The organism is Psychrobacter sp. NC44, assembly GCF_904846655.1.
Classification (GTDB): domain Bacteria; phylum Pseudomonadota; class Gammaproteobacteria; order Pseudomonadales; family Moraxellaceae; genus Psychrobacter.
In genome coordinates, this window is sequence record NZ_CAJHBN010000007.1 from 95,032 (window position 1) to 112,994 (window position 17,963).

15 protein-coding genes are annotated in these 17,963 nt (G+C 43.1%); 7 read left to right on the plus strand and 8 right to left on the minus strand.

The features are described from left to right. Positions 1 to 89: 89 nt before the first annotated feature. The 4 genes from JMX95_RS07185 to JMX95_RS07200 all read right to left on the minus strand — a co-directional run bounded on the left by JMX95_RS07185 (position 90) and on the right by JMX95_RS07200 (position 3,805). Positions 90 to 680 (minus strand): hypothetical protein, encoded by a 591-nt coding sequence (locus JMX95_RS07185; RefSeq protein WP_201560414.1) that lies wholly within the window; start codon positions 678 to 680, stop codon positions 90 to 92. A 33-nt stretch (positions 681 to 713) separates the two neighbouring features. Beyond that, positions 714 to 1,238 (minus strand): hypothetical protein, encoded by a 525-nt coding sequence (locus tag JMX95_RS07190; RefSeq protein ID WP_109590584.1) that lies wholly within the window; start codon positions 1,236 to 1,238, stop codon positions 714 to 716. Positions 1,239 to 1,351: 113 nt separating this feature from the next. Beyond that, entirely contained in the window at positions 1,352 to 1,609 is a 258-nt protein-coding gene (locus tag JMX95_RS07195) for a YheV family putative metal-binding protein (protein WP_109590586.1), read from the minus strand. Further along, a complete protein-coding gene (locus JMX95_RS07200) occupies positions 1,610 to 3,805 on the minus strand; it encodes a M3 family metallopeptidase (RefSeq protein WP_201560415.1) in 2,196 nt (731 codons plus the stop codon). A 456-nt stretch (positions 3,806 to 4,261) separates the two neighbouring features. Between JMX95_RS07200 and JMX95_RS07205 the strand changes: the two genes are divergently transcribed. The 4 genes from JMX95_RS07205 to JMX95_RS07220 all read left to right on the plus strand — a co-directional run bounded on the left by JMX95_RS07205 (position 4,262) and on the right by JMX95_RS07220 (position 8,146). Then, positions 4,262 to 5,374 carry a hypothetical protein gene (locus JMX95_RS07205; protein WP_201560416.1) on the plus strand — a complete coding sequence of 371 codons (1,113 nt, stop codon included), beginning with the start codon at positions 4,262 to 4,264 and terminating at the stop codon, positions 5,372 to 5,374. A gap of 164 nt (positions 5,375 to 5,538) precedes the next feature. After that, positions 5,539 to 6,291, plus strand: coding sequence for a M949_RS01915 family surface polysaccharide biosynthesis protein (locus tag JMX95_RS07210; protein ID WP_201560417.1), 753 nt, complete (start codon positions 5,539 to 5,541; stop codon positions 6,289 to 6,291). Between the two features lie 4 nt (positions 6,292 to 6,295). Continuing rightward, on the plus strand, positions 6,296 to 7,054 hold the full coding sequence (locus tag JMX95_RS07215) for an endonuclease/exonuclease/phosphatase family protein (RefSeq protein WP_045443058.1): 759 nt from the start codon (positions 6,296 to 6,298) through the stop codon (positions 7,052 to 7,054). A gap of 87 nt (positions 7,055 to 7,141) precedes the next feature. After that, positions 7,142 to 8,146: an NADP-dependent oxidoreductase gene (locus JMX95_RS07220; RefSeq protein WP_201560418.1), complete on the plus strand. Its 1,005-nt coding sequence runs from the start codon at positions 7,142 to 7,144 to the stop codon at positions 8,144 to 8,146. A 191-nt stretch (positions 8,147 to 8,337) separates the two neighbouring features. Here JMX95_RS07220 and JMX95_RS07225 read toward each other — a convergent pair whose 3' ends face one another. Genes JMX95_RS07225 through JMX95_RS07235 form a run of 3 tightly spaced genes read right to left on the minus strand, consistent with a single transcriptional unit; the run spans position 8,338 to position 11,837 of the window. Continuing rightward, positions 8,338 to 8,970 (minus strand): alpha-ketoglutarate-dependent dioxygenase AlkB family protein, encoded by a 633-nt coding sequence (locus JMX95_RS07225; protein WP_201560446.1) that lies wholly within the window; start codon positions 8,968 to 8,970, stop codon positions 8,338 to 8,340. Positions 8,971 to 8,987: 17 nt separating this feature from the next. After that, positions 8,988 to 9,878, minus strand: a complete 891-nt coding sequence (locus JMX95_RS07230; protein WP_201539401.1) for an alpha/beta fold hydrolase — start codon at positions 9,876 to 9,878, stop codon at positions 8,988 to 8,990. Between the two features lie 51 nt (positions 9,879 to 9,929). Continuing rightward, a complete protein-coding gene (locus tag JMX95_RS07235) occupies positions 9,930 to 11,837 on the minus strand; it encodes an ABC transporter ATP-binding protein (protein ID WP_201560419.1) in 1,908 nt (635 codons plus the stop codon). 318 nt (positions 11,838 to 12,155) lie between these two features. On the opposite strand from JMX95_RS07235, the gene JMX95_RS07240 reads away from it, so the two are divergent. The 3 genes from JMX95_RS07240 (at position 12,156) to JMX95_RS07250 (ending at position 15,620) form a co-directional block, all read left to right on the plus strand. Then, positions 12,156 to 13,004, plus strand: coding sequence for a hypothetical protein (locus JMX95_RS07240; RefSeq protein WP_045454888.1), 849 nt, complete (start codon positions 12,156 to 12,158; stop codon positions 13,002 to 13,004). Positions 13,005 to 13,196: 192 nt separating this feature from the next. Then, positions 13,197 to 14,099 (plus strand): fructose bisphosphate aldolase, encoded by a 903-nt coding sequence (locus JMX95_RS07245; RefSeq protein ID WP_201560420.1) that lies wholly within the window; start codon positions 13,197 to 13,199, stop codon positions 14,097 to 14,099. 192 nt (positions 14,100 to 14,291) lie between these two features. Beyond that, positions 14,292 to 15,620 carry a hypothetical protein gene (locus JMX95_RS07250; protein WP_201560421.1) on the plus strand — a complete coding sequence of 443 codons (1,329 nt, stop codon included), beginning with the start codon at positions 14,292 to 14,294 and terminating at the stop codon, positions 15,618 to 15,620. Between the two features lie 285 nt (positions 15,621 to 15,905). Here the strand turns inward: JMX95_RS07250 and thiC are convergent, their stop codons facing one another. After that, positions 15,906 to 17,801, minus strand: a complete 1,896-nt coding sequence (thiC, locus tag JMX95_RS07255; protein ID WP_227675999.1) for a phosphomethylpyrimidine synthase ThiC — start codon at positions 17,799 to 17,801, stop codon at positions 15,906 to 15,908. Positions 17,802 to 17,963: the final 162 nt, after the last annotated feature.

Genomic DNA, 17,963 nt, shown 5'->3' on the forward strand with positions numbered 1-17,963 from the left:
CATATAAAAACCGCTTTAAGTCTCTCGTCATGAGTGCTTAAGGCGGTTTTTTTATGGGTGTAAAATCTTGTTTGCAGTAGAATATCTTATTAAAGTAACTGGTCTATATTAAAGTCTTTAGGAAGATGAATATCGATTCGAACTTTAGGCAAATCTTGTAGGTGCTGTAAGAGTAACGGTAAGATATCAGCGTGCCAGTCTAACGCAAGTGAGCCTGCGTTTGCTAAATTGGCTGCGTTGGACACGTTAGCTGTCTCATTTCGTGAGTGGTTATGAATAAGTGGGCGTGCGAGGAGGGCAACCCTACGGATACCTTGATAACGGATAAGCGGGATAAGCTGCTCAGATAAATCATTCAACGCGGCAATTAACCATTGTGACCGTGTGGGGTGGTAAGGATGATTTGATACCACAAGATTAGCGATATAACTGGGCTGATTGCCATTACTGCTGATACTTAAACCAGCTTGCTCAAGCACGCGTTTATGCAGTAAGCAGCTGCCAACACTCAGACTGCCATCGCGGCATGCACGATAGTAACGTTGATAATTATCAGCAAATAAAGTCTTAGCTTTTGTGAGAACAGGATCTAAAAGAATCCCTGCAGTATTGACTGGTAGAATAAGCAGCTGCGCGCTACTATTTAAGATAGGGGCGTGGGTAAGTTGCAAAGTCGCCAATGTCAGCCCCTTGATAAAAGTCTAAATAATTAGCTACTGTTTGTCGCCGTTTGTCTCGGCTTCTAATTGCGCTATTTGTTGTTCAAGTAGGGCGATTTGCTCAGCCTTCATTGTCGTCAATTGCTTATTCATGACCAGCTGTTCAGCAGCGAGTTTTTTTTGTTCAGCGAAGCGCTGTTTTTCATCTGCTAAGCGATCTATTTCTTCTTTAGCAAGACTATCTGTTTCTGGCAAAGCCGCATTTAAGATCGCATCAGCATTAGGTATTTGATTGACTGTGTTTGTCTCATCAGTATTTAACGTTAAGTCACTATTGTTTGAACTATTGTCATTATTACCTAAAGGCGTAGCATCTAATTGAGTAGCGCTATCTGGTTCAGTCGTCGGTGGTGTACTTTCGATAGGCGCAGTATTAGTGTCTATCGAATTGTTTTTCCAGACCAAGTAGCCAATCAGTAATGCCGCTAATATAATAATTGACAACCATTTCTGGCGTGACTTACTGGGCTTTTTTTTCAGTGACCTGGTTGACAGACGACGCATTTTTTGGCTTTTCATACTATAGTCGATTTATGTTAGAAATATAAGTAGCCATACTATAGCAAACTCAAAATAAAAAGCCTATCTATTGCTAGATAGGCTGGTAGCTATTAAGACTTGACGTTTAATATTTAAGGCTTGAATTTTACTGTGCCGCTGGTACCAGTAGCCATAGCATCACGTGCAATTTGGTCTTCAGCATGGTTTTTGGCACTGATGGCATCAGGGTCAGGGCGATGTTCGCTATGTCCACATAATGTGCATTCAATATACTCATCAGGTTCTGGGGTGATGACGTTTATTTGTACCACCGCATCCATCGCTTGACACTTAGGGCAGCGAACACCAGATAAAAACTGCCGCTTTGGTCGCGTTGATTGATAGCGCATTTAGATAACCTCGTGCGTCGTTTGGGCATTGCTTTCAATGTTGGCAGCATCGTCATTTTTAGCGTTATCAAAACCGCTATGACGTAATAACGCATCAATGCTGGCGCTACGACCACGGAAGTTTTCAAAGTTGGTCTTGGCAGGGAAACTACCACCAACGGATAAAATTGTCTCACGGAAGGCTTTACCAGTGACAGGGTTAAAAATACCTTCTTCTTCAAACTTGCTAAAGGCATCTGCCGATAGCAACTCTGCCCATTTATACGAGTAATAACCTGCCGCATAGCCGCCTGCAAAGATATGACTAAAGCCGTTGGCAAAACGGTTGTAGTCAGGTGTCTGCATGATAGCAATGTCGTTTCGAACGGTATTTAGCGTGGCTAATATACCGTCATAATCTAGCGCTGGCGTATGCGCATGAATCAATAAGTCAAACAGTGCAAATTCGATTTGACGCAGGGTTTGCATGCCGCTTTGGAAATTCTTCACCGCCAATAACGCTGCAAGTTTGTCTGTTGGTAATGGCGCACCTGTTTCGACATGACTGCTAATCAGCGCTATACCTTCGGCATCCCATGCCCAGTTTTCCATAAATTGGCTAGGTAACTCGACTGCGTCCCACTCAACGCCATTGACACCAGCGACATCACCGACCGTCACTTGGGTTAACAGGTGATGTAGGCCGTGACCAAACTCATGGAATAGAGTCAATACTTCATCATGCGTCAATAAGCTTGGTTTGCCATCGAGGGCAGGGGTAAAGTTGCCGACCATAAAGCAAACGGGCAGCTGCTGATGATTTTTTTCACTGTAAGTATAACGTGACTGAAAACCACTCATCCAAGCGCCGCCGCGTTTACCACTGCGTGCAAATAAGTCAAAGTAAAAGCCACCAAGCAAGTTATCATCAGCATCAAACAACTGATAAAAGCTGACATCGTCGTGCCAGCGTGATACGGATTCACTTTGCTCTTGGACTTTGATACCGTACAGACGCTCAACGATGGCAAATAATCCGCTAATTACTTTTGGTAAGGGAAAGTACGGGCGAATCTCTTCTTGCGATAAGCTGAACTCGCTTTGTTTGACTTTTTCAGCGATATAAGCACTGTCCCACGCTTGTAACTCCTTAATATCATAATCCTGCGCATACTTTTGCAACTGAGCTAAGTCTTGCTTAGCCGCTGGAGTTGCTTGCGTGGCCAAACTCCGTAAAAAGGTTTCTACTTCTGCCACGTTATCTGCCATTTTAGTCGATAATGAGACTTCTGCATAATTGTCAAAACCTAATAGCTTGGCTTTTTGCTCACGTAATTGCAGGATTTGACCCATGATATTGGCGTTGTTTAGCGACTCACCTTTGGCATTGGTATGCGCATCAAACTCAGAAGCACGGGTGACATAAGCGCGGTATAGGGTCTCGCGCAGTTCACGGTCATCCGCATGGGTCATGATGGCAAGATAAACAGGGATATTTAAGCTTGCCACGTAATAAGGACTTGGTAACGCATCGACTTCTACTTGCGTGAGCGTACCGTTGGTAAGCGCGCGCGCTTTATACTGTTCGCCAGCATCTGCGAGTAGGGCCAGTCCACTTTCTGTTAGACCTGTCAATTGCTCTTGCTGCAGCGGTAAGGCATAAGCTTGGGTGGCGTCTAATACATTGTCTGAAAAGGTCGCTGATAAGGTGGAAAGCTCACTTTGAATAGCCGCAAACTTTTCCTGTTTATCTTTTGGTAATGCGACACCTGACAGCTCAAAACTGCGTAGCGCAAGCTCAATAGCCCGCGCTCGTGCAGGCTCAAGCGCAGCAAAAAATGCTGTGTCATTAACGATAGTTTGATAACGATTAAATAGCGGCTGATGCTGTCCCACTCGTGTGCCATAAGCAGATAATTTAGGTAGCAGTTCATGATGGACATGACGAATGTCGTCATTGCTCATGACGCTATTCAGGTGCGATAAAATGCCCCAACTGCGATCCAATGCCAGATTAATATGATCAAAAGTCATCACATCGGCCAGCGCTTGCTCAGCACTGATATTAGCAGCGCTGTTATGGCTATCAGTATCTGCACTCATCTCATCTAAAAATGTATTGGCTGCATCAATGGCACTTATGACATGGCTTTGTAAGGTACTTGGCGAAACGTTGTCAAAATCGACAAGGCGTAAATCTGCAGGAAGGGTTTTCATAAAAGTATCCGATATCTGATCGTAGTGAATGAATTATTATTGAGTAAACGTCGCTTTATATAAGAGACTGGCTTGCCGTGACATTTAGAACATCATTAGCTTTGTGTTATTTTTCTTTTTTTGCTGTCTTATCGATAAGCTATATAAAAGATGGGTTCGTTTGACGAAAATGCAACCTAATCATTGACTATATAAAGAGTGAATCGAGAAGATAGTGAATATTAAACGGGTTTAAAGTCGATCCGTCAGGCTTTTAGAACAATACAGAGTGTTCTACTTACAAAGCGCTATCATTTGCTTGCAAATTAACCCTACAGCGAGTGAGGTTTGACTGCTAGCATCAAGGCAATGGAATAGAAATATTAAGTGCTGCTGATAGTAAAAACTATGAATCAGTTGATTAATAGTAAAAATCACAATGTTAAAAGTAAATGATAATAAAACAAGGAGCAATAAATGAAAGCGACTCTCAAAAGTTTACGTGAAACCAAAGCCAACCCTGCGGTTAGTATCTTTGTTAAGACTCATCGCGAGCATCCTGCTAATGATCAAGATCCCATTGCCCTGAAGAACCAATTAAAAGTGGCTGAAGAACGCTTAACCAACGAATACGATAAGCGCACAGCGACTACCATACTCGATAAGATTCATGATAAGACCAAAGAGCTAAATCACAACTTAAATCTTGATACCTTAGCTATTTTTGCCAGTACCGACGATGTGCAAGTTATCCGTATGCCGATTGACACCACGGAGCGTGTGGTGATTTCACATCGTTTTGCGACTCGAGATTTGGTGCGTGATATGGCAAGTGCGGTGCACTATTACACCTTGGTGCTCACTCGTGATAATGCTCGCTTGATTGAAGCGTCTAATGATCGTGTGGTGAGAGAGTTCGATAAGGACGATGACTTACAAAAAAACATGGATAATATTCCATTTCCTATTGAAAACAATGGTCTATATACGACAGGCGACGGTGGCTCAGATCGCTCATCTAATAATGAAAGCAGCTATCTAAAAGAGTTTTTTAATCAGGTGGATAAAAGTGTCCAAGAGCTGTGGGGTGAGCATAAAATGCCTTTGGTTGTCGTTGGCGATGCTAAAAATATCGGCTACTATAAAGAAGTTTGTGATCGTCCAGACAACATCATTGCCACAGTGTCAAATGCGACCAATCTAGAAGATGGTAGTGCTCAGCATATTATCAATAGTGTGCAAGAGGCGGTGGAAGGCTATCGTGCATCACTGCATCAAGCAGCCATGGGTGAGATTGATAAAGCACGCGGTGCTAATATGTTGCAAACAGATCTACAAGAAGTCTACCGCAGTGCCTTCCAAGGTGCAGGCGAGACACTTTATGTCCGTCGTGGTTATATACAATCGGCTAAAATTGATGAAAAGGCACAGACTTTGAGTCTTGCAGATGATGCGGCTTCAGAAGGCGTTACTGATGATGCCATTGGCGAAATCATTGAGCATGTCATTCATAATGGTGGCGAAGCAGTATTTATGCCACAAGATATTATGGGTGAAGATCAACCAATTGCATTGGTGACACGCTATTAATTGCTAGATAGTGCTTATTGATGACAATCCTTTGCGAATTCGCCATTGATAGAAGATAGGTATAATATGGGAGCATTGGTTCGATAAGAATCAATGCTCTTTTTACATTGATGATATATTAAGCCTTTACCTAAAACTTATGTTTGATTGCCTTAGGTTATTAAATGATGCGAAATAACATACCAAATACTCTTATGCAATTTAGCGTCACAGCAATGATAGCCTTTAGCTCCAGTCTCAGTATGGCAGAGACAGATGTGAATAATATATCTGTGAGCCATCTATCATGGGGTCAATTGCCGCCTTCTATTCAAAACTATTATCAAATAGACTCTAAAAAAAATAAAATGAGGCTAAAGACCAAAGATATTGTTGCTATTCGTTCTTGGATTGGCATAGTAGGAGAACAATATTTAGTTCAATTACAGCGTTTCAATTCAACCAATAGCCCTGACGAGCCAGCAGGAGAGGTCTTCACGCATTTATATGTTATAGATGAACAAGAGGCTTTACGAGTATGGCAAATATATGATTATGTACCCTGCGATGGGTTAGATGTAATCGCAGAATTCGCTAAAAACACCGCCGTAGTGACTGATATTAATAATAACGGTATTGTCGAAGTGAGTGTGCCTTATTATCTCGGTTGTCGTGGTGACGTAAGTTATGATGAGATGAAAGTAGTCATGTACGAAGGGCAGAAAAAATTTGCTGTACGTGGTAACTCTGCAATTTGTAACGCCAAGACAGACCAGCCAGTTGATGCTACTGGTTATTACGGTGGTGACTACAAGATTGATGAAAAATTACTACAGCAATCAGCGCTATCAGCTTCTCAAAAATCAGTATTTAGGCGTCACTTGCAATCAGTGTGGCGAGATAATCAATGTTCCATTTATTTTAAGTATGATGACTAATTCTATGACTACCACAACCTCTTTTGTGCTAACCAGCTATAACATTCATAAAGGCATGTCGCCGATGAATCGCCAAGTTAAAATACAAGGTATCGCCCAAGCCCTTGATATCATTGGCTCTGATGTACTATGTCTCCAAGAAGTGCAAGGTCAGAATCTTAAGCGCAATATGCAGTACAACGAATATCCTGACCAATCGCAACATGAATGGTTTGGTGAGTATTTACAGCTGCAAAATAGCTATGGTAAAAACTCAGAGTATGAAAACGGTCATCATGGCAATGCGGTATTGAGCCGTTTTCCATTGGATCCTAAGCATAACGTCAATATCACCGTTAATAAGCTTGAGCAGCGCGGCGTCTTGCACTGCGAAGTACAACCAGTTGGATGGGATGTACCAGTGGTTGTACTGTGTGCACACCTAAATTTGTTTGAGCGTGATCGCATCAAGCAATATGAAGCCATTGCCAACTATGTTCGCAATGAGATTGCACCTGATCAACCACTGATTTTGGCAGGAGATTTTAATGATTGGAAAAAAATGTCTTGTGATAAGCTGGCTACTAGCTTGGGTATGACCGAAGCTTTCAAGCATTGTCATGGTAAACTGCTGCCAACTTTTCCAGCCAAGCTTCCTGTGCTGAGCTTAGATCGTATTTATGTGCGTAATCTAAGAGTGAAAAATGCTTGGGTGCATACGGGCAAACCATGGTCGACACTGTCTGATCATCTGCCACTCAGTGCGGAATTGGCACATTTATAAATGATTATTAGATAAGCTTAAGTTATTCACTAAAAATAAAATTGAATGCAAAAATAAAGCAATAGATACCTATAAGGATATATAACGATGTCTACTCTTTCTCATAACCCGCTACCAACGACCCAACATGCCGTACTCATACGTGAGTTTGGCGAACCTGAAGTGATGAGCTATCAAGAGGATGTGGCCATTCCTGTGTTAACAGATAACCAGGTATTGGTCAAAGTTGCTTACGCGGGTATCAATCCTGTCGATTACAAAACGCGTCAAGGCAAAGGCTGGGGCGCTGATGCCATTCAAAAAGACAAGTTTGATAAAAATGAGCCTGCAATTTTGGGGTTTGATATGTCAGGCACTGTGGTCGATAGTCGTAGTGAGCAATTTACTATCGGTACACAGGTCGCGGCGCTGACTTTTCATGGTGGCTGTTATGCAGAGTATGTAGCAGTCGATGCTGACATGCTGGCAAAAGTACCGAATTCAGTCACGTTACAGCAAGCAGGTGCGCTGCCTTGTATTGGACAGACGGCGATACAGTTTGTAGAGTTTGCAGATATTCAAGATGGTGAGCATGTGGTGATAAACGCGCCAGCAGGCGGCGTGGGTCACTTGTTGATCCAGCTGCTCATGGATAAAGTGGCTAAAAACAATATTAAGGTGACTGTTATTTGCTCACCAGAAAAATATGCCAAGCTTGATGAAATAATAGATACCAATCAGCTTACAGGTTGGATTGATTATACCAAAGACGATGAATTCCCTGAGTTACAGGCAGATGTGCTACTGGATTTGGTCGGTAATGAAGCAGGGGTGCGAGCGCTTAGCGTGCTCAAATCTGGTGGTCGTGTCAATGTGTTACCAACGATTTGGGTGGATAAACTCAAAGAAGCGGGTAGCCAGAAGCAGTTAAAGGTAGCGGGTTATAAGGCGCAGCGTAGTGGTGAAGATATGGCGCGAGTTTTACAGCTCGTTGCTGATGGCAAGCTAACGCTACGTATTCAGCAAACCTATCCATTGTCTGAAGTGGTCGCGGCTCATCATGAGCTGCAAAAAGGTGCTGCTTTTGGCAAGATCGTTTTGGAAGTGAGCTAGGGCATGTCTTCAATATGAAGGCATGCGACTAAGTGGGCTAAAAATGGTTAAATCTTTCTAGACTGCATCAAATAGCTGATTAATATCCCGATATTAATCAGCTATTTTCCTTGTTTGGCTACCGTTTATCTCATTTTTATCACCATTTTCAAAACGAGGACGCACTCTAGCTTATACTAAGTTGCATTAATTTAATGCGGTAGCACTTTTCGAAAGGTGAGGCTGATGCGCCCTGATGCGACAGTTTTAGTTTTTGTAATAGTATGCATCCAAAAATCCTGCGTATCACCATGCATAACGATAAGCTGACCGGACTCAAGATATAGCTCAACTTTGACGGGCTTATTCTCTTGTCTAATGGTTTTATGCTTAAAAACAAATTTTCGCCTAGCACCGAGCGATAAAGAAGCGATAATCGGCTGCGCGCCCAGCTCTTTTTCATCGTCGGCATGATAACCCATGCCATCAGCACCAGAGGGATAGTGGTTAAGTAAGCAAGAATTAAAATCAACGTTGATACCACTGCTTGATAACTGCTGCTCAATATGTCGTTTTACGTGCAACATCTGCTTCGACCATGGAATGGCTCGACGCGTCTGTCCAGAGTAATGATAACTGACATCGTGGTCACCCATCCAGACGATTTGGCGAGTGGTAACATGCGTTTTACCAAACAACGTCACGATATCAGGCTGCCAAGGTAGCTCATTTAGTAAATTCTCATACAGAGCGTTAGCATCATTGATAACTACCCCTAAGTCATTGACCTGACCATCGTAAGGCAACAGATTTTCAGTCGGTGTAGGCGCAAAAAGGTCAGTCATCACTTAGACGGCTCAGCTTATATATGACTATGATAATGCTCATTGATAACTTGAGCACATAATTCAGGTGCTTCCATCGGCAGTAGATGACCGTAATCTAACAAAGATATGATGCTGTCATCAGGGACGAATTTTTGCCATTGTTGTCGCACTTTATGGTTGATAAACAACGTCGGCTTGCCAGTGATAAGCGTATAAGGACAGCTCAATTGCTTGAGGGCGGTATCGATATGCGGCGCGCCGAAATAGTTGGCGAGCTCTTGCTCAGGCGCAAATATCAGCGTGTAACTGCCATTGATATCTTTGGATAAACTTTGCTCTGCAAATACCCGCAAATGCGCATCACTCATGCGCCTATAAGCACGTTGAGCGCGTAAGTTCTCATAATAATCATCGATGCTTGCCCAAGTAGACTGTTTGGTTAGAGTGCTTTTAAACGGTTCGCGACTAAGCAGAAGCTTACGCGGCAATAGGTTGTAAAGTCTGGCTTGTGGTTTGGTAAACGTCACAGGCTCTATTAAATATAGCTGTGAAAACAGATCTGGGCGCTGGGCTGCAGCGATGGCAGTGGCAGTGGCTCCTTGCGAATGACCAATACCAACGATGGGTTTGTCTTGCGTTTTTTCTAAAAATTCAATAAGTATCTCAGCATCCTGCTCGCGCGTAAGACGACGGCGCTGCGGCTTGTCATACCAATAGCCACGAAGCGCAAGCGAGCTGATTTTGAAGTCAGTTGCCAGCGCATTTAATAAGGGACTATAAGTACCAACGGTAAAACTATTGCCACCATAAAAGTGTGCTGGCACGCGAGAGGCAGTACTTGACTGTATCGATGGCGTAAGCTGGCTAAGATTATAGTAGCGCGCTTGTTTTCCACTAATATTAATATTTTTTGCAAATGCTTTCATAATGTACACACCTCCTTGTGTCTGATTTTCAATGAAAATTAATGATTGTACTTAGCTGTCTTCGCCTAAAAATCCGCCACTTTGACGGTGCCACAAGCGAGCATAAACACCGTGTAGATTTAATAATTCATCATGGCTACCTTGTTCGATAATTTGACCTTTATCCATGACCACCAATCGATCAAGTGCAGCAATGGTGGAGAGACGATGGGCAATCGCAATGACCGTTTTACCTGTCATGATGTCATTCAGGCTTTCGGTAATGGCAAATTCAATCTCAGAGTCAAGGGCACTGGTCGCTTCGTCCAATAGTAAGATGGGCGCATTTTTTAGCATAACACGTGAGATGGCGATACGCTGACGTTGACCGCCAGAGAGTTTGACGCCGCGCTCACCGACTTGGGTATCAAGTCCTGTATTGCCTTTATCATCATATAAGTCTTTGATAAAGTCCCATGCTTGCGCTTGTTTGGCAGCGGTAATAATTTCTTCGTCGGTTGCATCAGGACGACCGTAAGCGATATTTTCACGTACTGTCCGATGTAGCAACGACGTATCTTGCGTCACCATACCTATCTGCTGGCGCAAAGACTCTTGGGTGACTTCATCAATTGCTTGTCCATCGATAAGGATTTTACCGCTATCAACATCAAAGAAGCGTAACAATAAATTAACCAAGGTAGATTTACCAGCACCTGAGCGCCCAACCAAGCCTATCTTTTCGCCGGGTTTAATATCTAAATAAAAGTTATCGAGCAGTTTAGTCTTCGTAGTAGGCGTTGCTGATGTTTTCACTGTATCTAAGATATCGCCTTCAACAGCGTCGCTATCATTCTCATAACTAAAATCAACATGATCGAAAACGATACGACCTTCGGTGACTTTCAAAGCGGGTGCATTGGGCTTATCAATGATTTTTTGCGGCGCTGATAAGGTACGCATGCCATCTTGTACGGTTCCGATACTTTCAAATAGACTGGCAGTTTGCCACATGATCCAACGAGTCAAACCGTTCAAACGTAGTGCCATGGCTGTCGCGGCAGCAATCGCACCGACACCGACCGCGCCTTGTTGCCATAAATATAAGCCAATAGCCGCAGTGCCACTAACCAAAATCACACTGATTAGATGGGTTGATACTTCTAAATAACTGACCCAGCGCATCTGTGCATGGACGGTCCCTAAAAATTGCCCCATGGCATTTTTGGCATAACTCAGCTCACGGCGTGAATGGCTAAACAGTTTGACCGTCATGATATTGGCGTAAGCATCGGTAATGCGGCCGGTCATCAAGGCACGGGCATCTGCTTGCACAATGGCAGTTTGTTTGAGCTTAGGGATAAAGTACCAAATGGTCAGCGCAACCAAGACTAGCCAAACGATAAACGGGATTAATAATAGGCTGTCCAGATTAAATAAAATGACACCTGACGTAATAAAATAAACGGTGACATACATAAACATGTCGGTGACGGTCATGACTGTATCGCGTACGGCCAGTGCGGTTTGCATTACTTTGGCTGAGACACGTCCAGAAAATTCATCTTGATAAAACTGCATCGATTGTCCAAGCATACGCTGGTGAAAGCGCCATCGCATTTGCATGGGGAATACCCCTTGCAAGGTCTGAAAGTGGATGAATGATGACAATGCAATCCATAGCGGACTCACGATCATGACGGCTAGCATGAGCAGTAGCATATCGCCTTTTTCTAACCACAGATTCTGAGGTGTATAGACGCCTAGCCAGTCAACGATATTCCCAATCCAAGCAAATAGCATCGCTTCATAGATGCCAATGCCCGCAGACAAAATCATAAATATCAATAGCCAGCCACGTAAACCGTTGGTACACGCCCACAAGAACTTTAGCATGCCATCACGGGGTGAAGGTAGCGGCATAGGGGTTTCAGGAAAGGCAGGGAGGCGAGTTTCAAAAAATCGAAATAGAGCATTCATAGGCAGTCATAAAACATCAATAGCAGTACGCCAAAATCAACGACATTACTCGTTATTTTGAATCTTTACTTTTGTTATTAGGATTGAGTACTATTTTAGCAAACTTCCCAATCAGACCTGCATGCTAATTGTAAATTGAAGGCTAAAGAGCTACTTGTCAGCAGTCGAATAAAAGCCAATAAATAGATTGCTGTGTAAGAAATACTTTGTTACATTCTATGACTTTATCCTAATTGGCGGTTCGCGCTTTATCTTCAGTATATGAATGATGAGCGAATAATGTCCCCATAAAGCGGCAGTTTAACAAGGTAATAGCTCATGATATATTTGACGATAGCGGTGCTTTGTAGTGTCGCCGTTTCAGTATTGCTAAAAGTGTTACGACAGAAAAATATAGACATACGGCAGACTATCGTCGCAGGCTATCCGGTGGCTTTTCTGCTGACGTGGTTTTTATTGAAGCCAGACGTCAGTGGACTCGGTACGCTTGGCAGTGCATGGGGCATTATTATCGCGCTTGGTATCCTGCTTCCCGCCGTGTTTATTGTCCTTGGAAGGGCGATTGAATCTGTGGGAATGGTAGCAACCGATGCGGCTCAGCGGCTATCGTTGATTATTCCTATCGTCGCGGCTTTTTTATTGTTTGGTGAAATACTGACCAGCACGCGAATATTTGGACTGTTATTGGGCTTTCTAGCACTCGGAGCGTTGATTTATCGTCCACAGCAGGGTCAGATTAGCAGACAATCGAAGCATACACCGCTATGGTTGTTTGGCGTCTGGGCAGGCTATGGCATTATTGATATCTTGTTCAAGCAAGTTGCCAAGCAGGGCGCTGCTTTTCCTCTTACATTATTTGTCAGTTTTGGCTTAGCAGGATTATTGCTGTTTATTTATTTGCTGATTACGCGGGTGCGCTGGCAGGGGAATGCGCTCGCAGCAGGATTGTTATTAGGTGCGCTCAATATGGGCAATATTTATGCTTATGTACGTGCGCATCAATTATTATCCGAGTCGCCTAGCATCGTCTTTACCGGTATGAATGTCGGTGTCATTGCAGTGGCAACCTTGATAGGGGTTGGTGTGTTTAAGGAGTCGCTTAACCGTATTAATGTATTGGGTTTATTATTAGCCATTTGCTGTGTGGCAGTGCTGTTTTTAGCATAAACGTTTAGCCTAGTGAGTTTGCTTATAGGATAGGTGATAATTATTTTATCAACGCGTTAACTTATCAGATATAGGCACAAAGAGCGTCCTATGATAAGGTTGTCTACAAACAGTAAGGCTGATATTAGCCAATAAAAAGCGATTTACTTTGTGACACTTGACCTTAACAAATAACAATAGGACGCACTCTCAATGGAATATCAAAACCAATATAACAAACAACTACAACGTATCAAAAATGGTTCAGGGTTCATTGCGGCACTTGATCAAAGTGGTGGCAGTACACCAAAAGCGTTAGAGAATTATGGTGTCACAGGCGATGATTATGACAACGATGAAGCCATGTTCGACCAAGTGCATGAAATGCGCGCGCGTATCATGACTTGTGAGGCTTTTGATAATGAGCGTGTGCTTGGGGCGATTTTGTTCGAAGATACTATGGAACGTGAGGTCAATGGCAAACCGACGGCCAATTATCTATGGGAAGATAAAAATATCGTACCGTTTTTAAAAGTGGATAAGGGTTTGGCTGAGCAAATGAATGGCGTCCAAGTGATGCGTCCGATGCCAAATTTAGATTTGCTACTCGATAAAGCCAAAAACTATCCAGTATTTGGCACCAAAATGCGCTCAGTAATTTATGAGCCGAATGTCGATGGCATTGAGCTGGTCGTGCAACAGCAATTCGATGTGGCAAAACAGATACTCTCAAAAGGTCTGATGCCAATCGTAGAGCCTGAAGTCGATATCAACAGTAGCAAAAAGCATGAATGTGAAGTCATACTAAAGACCAGCATTTTGCACAACCTAGATCGTTTGACTGATGATCAGCAAGTGATGCTAAAACTGACTCTGCCAGAAGAAGCGGGTTTTTACCAAGAGCTAATCGATCATCCAAAAGTGCTAAAAGTTGTGGCGTTATCGGGCGGCTACAGCCGTGGCGATGCTTGTGCTAAGCTCAAGCAAAACCCGGGTATGATAGCCAGCTTCTCACGTGCCTTTACTGAAGGATTGAGTAAGCAGCAAAGCGATGAAGCATTTGCGGCAATGATTGATAGCTCAATCGAAGAAATCTATGAGGCGTCGAAGGTTTAAAAACTGAATTTTAAAAAGCACAGTTCAAGAGCTATAATATAATTTAGTATTAATTAAAATCCCAACAGATAAAATATCTGTTGGGATTTTTTTATTTATTTGTATTGATTTAGTATCAATTTAAATCTATTATTAGCGAAATTAAGTTCACTTCTATATTGATCTACCGTTAACCTAAATGGATATGTATTGATGAATAAACGCTATCTAAGTTTGGCTTTGGCTTCTATGTTGGCACTTTATGGCTGCGGTGGTGGTAGTGATGGCGGTAATAAAAATAGTGGCGGTACGCCAGAGACGCCAGTCATACCAACTACTAAACCAGATAAGATTGAACCACAGGTACCAGATGTCACCTTTTCTAACGAAATGGCGGCTGAAGAAGGTGAGGAAGTCGATCAGTACATTCGCGCACCTGCTAGATTCGATAACGAAACTGGGAAAATGTATAAGGTTTTGCCAATTTCTGGAACGCATCTTGGAAACCTATATAACGCTGACAGTATTGAAACTACTAGGATTTTTTATCCTGAAAGCGATAGCTATGTGACGGTCAACAAAGGCAATCTTGCTACCATGGCCTCTTTTGAAGATTTGCTACAAGATAAAAACCCAAGTCTACCTGACATTTTCAACATGCTATCTGGAAATCTTGTAGACACCAGTAGTAATAGCTACAAGCTCTATAAAGGTAAACGTGAAGCTGAGTTTCTTCGCTATACGTGTTCTCGAGCGTTAACGCTTGGTGAGCAAGAGCTATCAATGCAGTCTCAGGATTTATCAAATTTTATCAATCATTTGAACAACAATACTTTTTGTAAAGAGGATACGGCAGTACTGGCAGCCAACTTACCTGAGGATAAAAGTAAGGCTTTGAAAGCTCTGGGTGTAACTATTGAACCCTATCTCACTCAAGAAATAGCGTGGGGGAAGACAATGGCATGGATTGGCGTGGCTTATAGTGATGACGTCCTTGGCACTACGAACTCAGTACAGCAAATTATTGATGAGCTATCTCGCAAAGGTATTCACCATATTGGTTTACTCAGTGCGATGGGAGGCACTAACGACAAAGTTATGCTGAATTCTCTGACAGAAGTAGATGTTGTTTTGGGTAATTTGGATGCTTCAGCAAATGAGACAGATTTTTCAGAACTGAAGTCCAACTTAAATCAAAAACTGGATAGTTATAAGTTTGAAACAATGAATAGAGGCGGACAGAAAGTATGTATGAGTTACAACAGCAACAAAATATTGACGTCAAGCTCTTATGAGGCAGAGACAAATATCAAAGGTGAAGTAACACAGTGCGAAGGTTCTGTATACCTCTATATAGATAAACCTGATATTCGCTATAATGAGGAAGTTTATTCTTACGCAGAGTTTTATGAGTACATAAAAGGACTCAATAGTGCCCTAGATAATTTTGGCAGTGACAAAGAGTTTTACATTGTTTCCAAGCTAGAATCTGGAGGTATTGATGAAATTCGAAAAATTGAGAAAAAATATCCACTGAATTGAGTATTTAGTTTTTAAAGATGTTAAGAGTTATTTTAAAAAAAGCTCGAACCTGATTATCAGGTTTGAGCTTTTTTGATGCGCTGCTATATATAGTCAAGGAATTTTAGAATCGCTACAAGGCGACAGACCGCAGATAGTACACTGAGTACATCTAGGGCGGGTAACACCGTAGCGGTTTAAAAGTGCTCTGACTATAGGTTGCCTGCATCTCTCTATATAACTGATGTCCTTCGCTGTTATGTTGATCACTTCAATTAAATAATTAATATCCGTTAGGTCCTCTATTTATGAAATAACTTTTTTATTAGCGGCATCTTTATCTAGTCCTGCCGCATAATCTCGCACGTTCTGAGTGATTTTCATTGAGCAAAACTTAGGGCCACACATCGAGCAAAAGTGTGCCGTCTTATGCGCGTCTTTTGGTAAGGTTTCATCATGGAACTCACGGGCGGTATCTGGGTCGAGCGCCAGATTGAACTGGTCGTCCCAGCGGAATTCAAATCGGGCTTTAGATAACGCATTATCACGTGCCTGCGCACCGGGATGACCTTTAGCCAAATCAGCCGCGTGGGCTGCGATTTTATAGGTGATGATACCGTCTTTAACATCTTTTTTATTAGGCAGACCTAAATGCTCTTTTGGCGTCACATAGCACAGCATTGCGGTGCCAAACCAGCCGATCATTGCCGCACCAATCGCACTGGTAATATGGTCATAACCAGGTGCAATATCAGTGGTTAGTGGCCCTAAGGTATAAAAAGGTGCGTCGGCACAAACTTCTAATTGCAAGTCCATATTCTCTTTAATACGGTTCATTGCCACGTGTCCCGGACCTTCTATCATCACCTGTACATCATGCTTCCACGCCACTTGGGTCAACTCACCAAGGGTACGCAGCTCACCAAATTGTGCTTCGTCATTGGCGTCTTGCAAGCAGCCCGGACGCAAGCCATCGCCTAAGCTAAATGCGACATCATACTGCTTCATAATCTCGCAGATATCTTCAAAATGAGTGTATAAAAAACTCTCTTTATTATGAAACATGCACCACTGCGCCATGATAGATCCGCCACGCGAGACGATGCCCGTTAGGCGTCCTGCAGTCAGTGGCACGTACTCTAATAGCACACCTGCGTGAATGGTGAAGTAATCAACACCTTGCTCTGCTTGCTCAATGAGCGTATCGCGGAATATCTCCCACGTTAAATCTTCTGCCACGCCATCGACTTTTTCTAGCGCTTGATAAATGGGTACTGTACCAATAGGCACTGGAGAGTTACGGATTAACCATTCTCGGGTTTCATGAATGTGATTACCCGTGGATAAATCCATAATATTATCCGCGCCCCAACGCGTGGCCCACGTCATTTTTGAGACCTCTTCATCAATAGAAGAACCTAGCGCTGAGTTACCAATATTGGCATTAATTTTCACCAAAAAATTACGCCCGATAATCATCGGTTCAGATTCAGGGTGATTGATGTTATTTGGGATAATGGCGCGACCTGCAGCCACTTCACTCCGCACAAACTCAGGGGTAATAACAGTGGGCGTATTGGCGCCAAAGTTCTCACCATCGTGCTGACGCATATCGGTCAGCTCATGCTGCTTTTGCGTTTCGCGAATGGCGATATATTCCATTTCTGGGGTGATGATGCCGCGGCGTGCATAGTACATCTGCGTGACGTTGCCAGCTTTGCCATCGACATCTTTGGCGCGGCGAGGTTTGTCGATATGAGCAAATCGTAGATTGGCAGTGCTGATATCGCGGGCGCGTGCCATTCCGTAAGAGCTAGACAGTCCGCTTAATTGCTCGGTATCACCGCGCTCAGCAATCCAACCTTCACGCAGCTTTGGTAAGCCTTTCGTCAAATCAATCTCAACGTTGGGATCGGTATAAACGCCAGAGGTGTCATACACATAAAAGGGTGGGTTCTGTTCCCATTCGTTCTCAGAAACGCCTTGCACAGGGGTAGGATCAAGGGTGATTTCACGCATGGGTACTTGAATATCGGATCTAGAGCCTTCGATATAAACTTTACGAGAAGCAGGTAAAATACGATGTAAGTCGCGCGCGTCTTCTTCAAAGCGCGCATCATTGGTACTGCGGTGAGCAGGGGTCTTTAACGCGTCTGTCTTAGAAGGTTTTTGAGAAGGAGAAGTGGCTAATAAAGTTGTCATATGCTGTCCTAGCGTGTTGGTTTTTGAACAAAAGCAACACCGCCAGTAGCTGCGGGGGTAGCATCTGTGATCCAGACAAATTCAGCTCATGAGCATCAGCCTACGACCAAAAAACATAGCCGCGGATGATGCTCATCAAACGTTGGACGCAGCTTTATATCA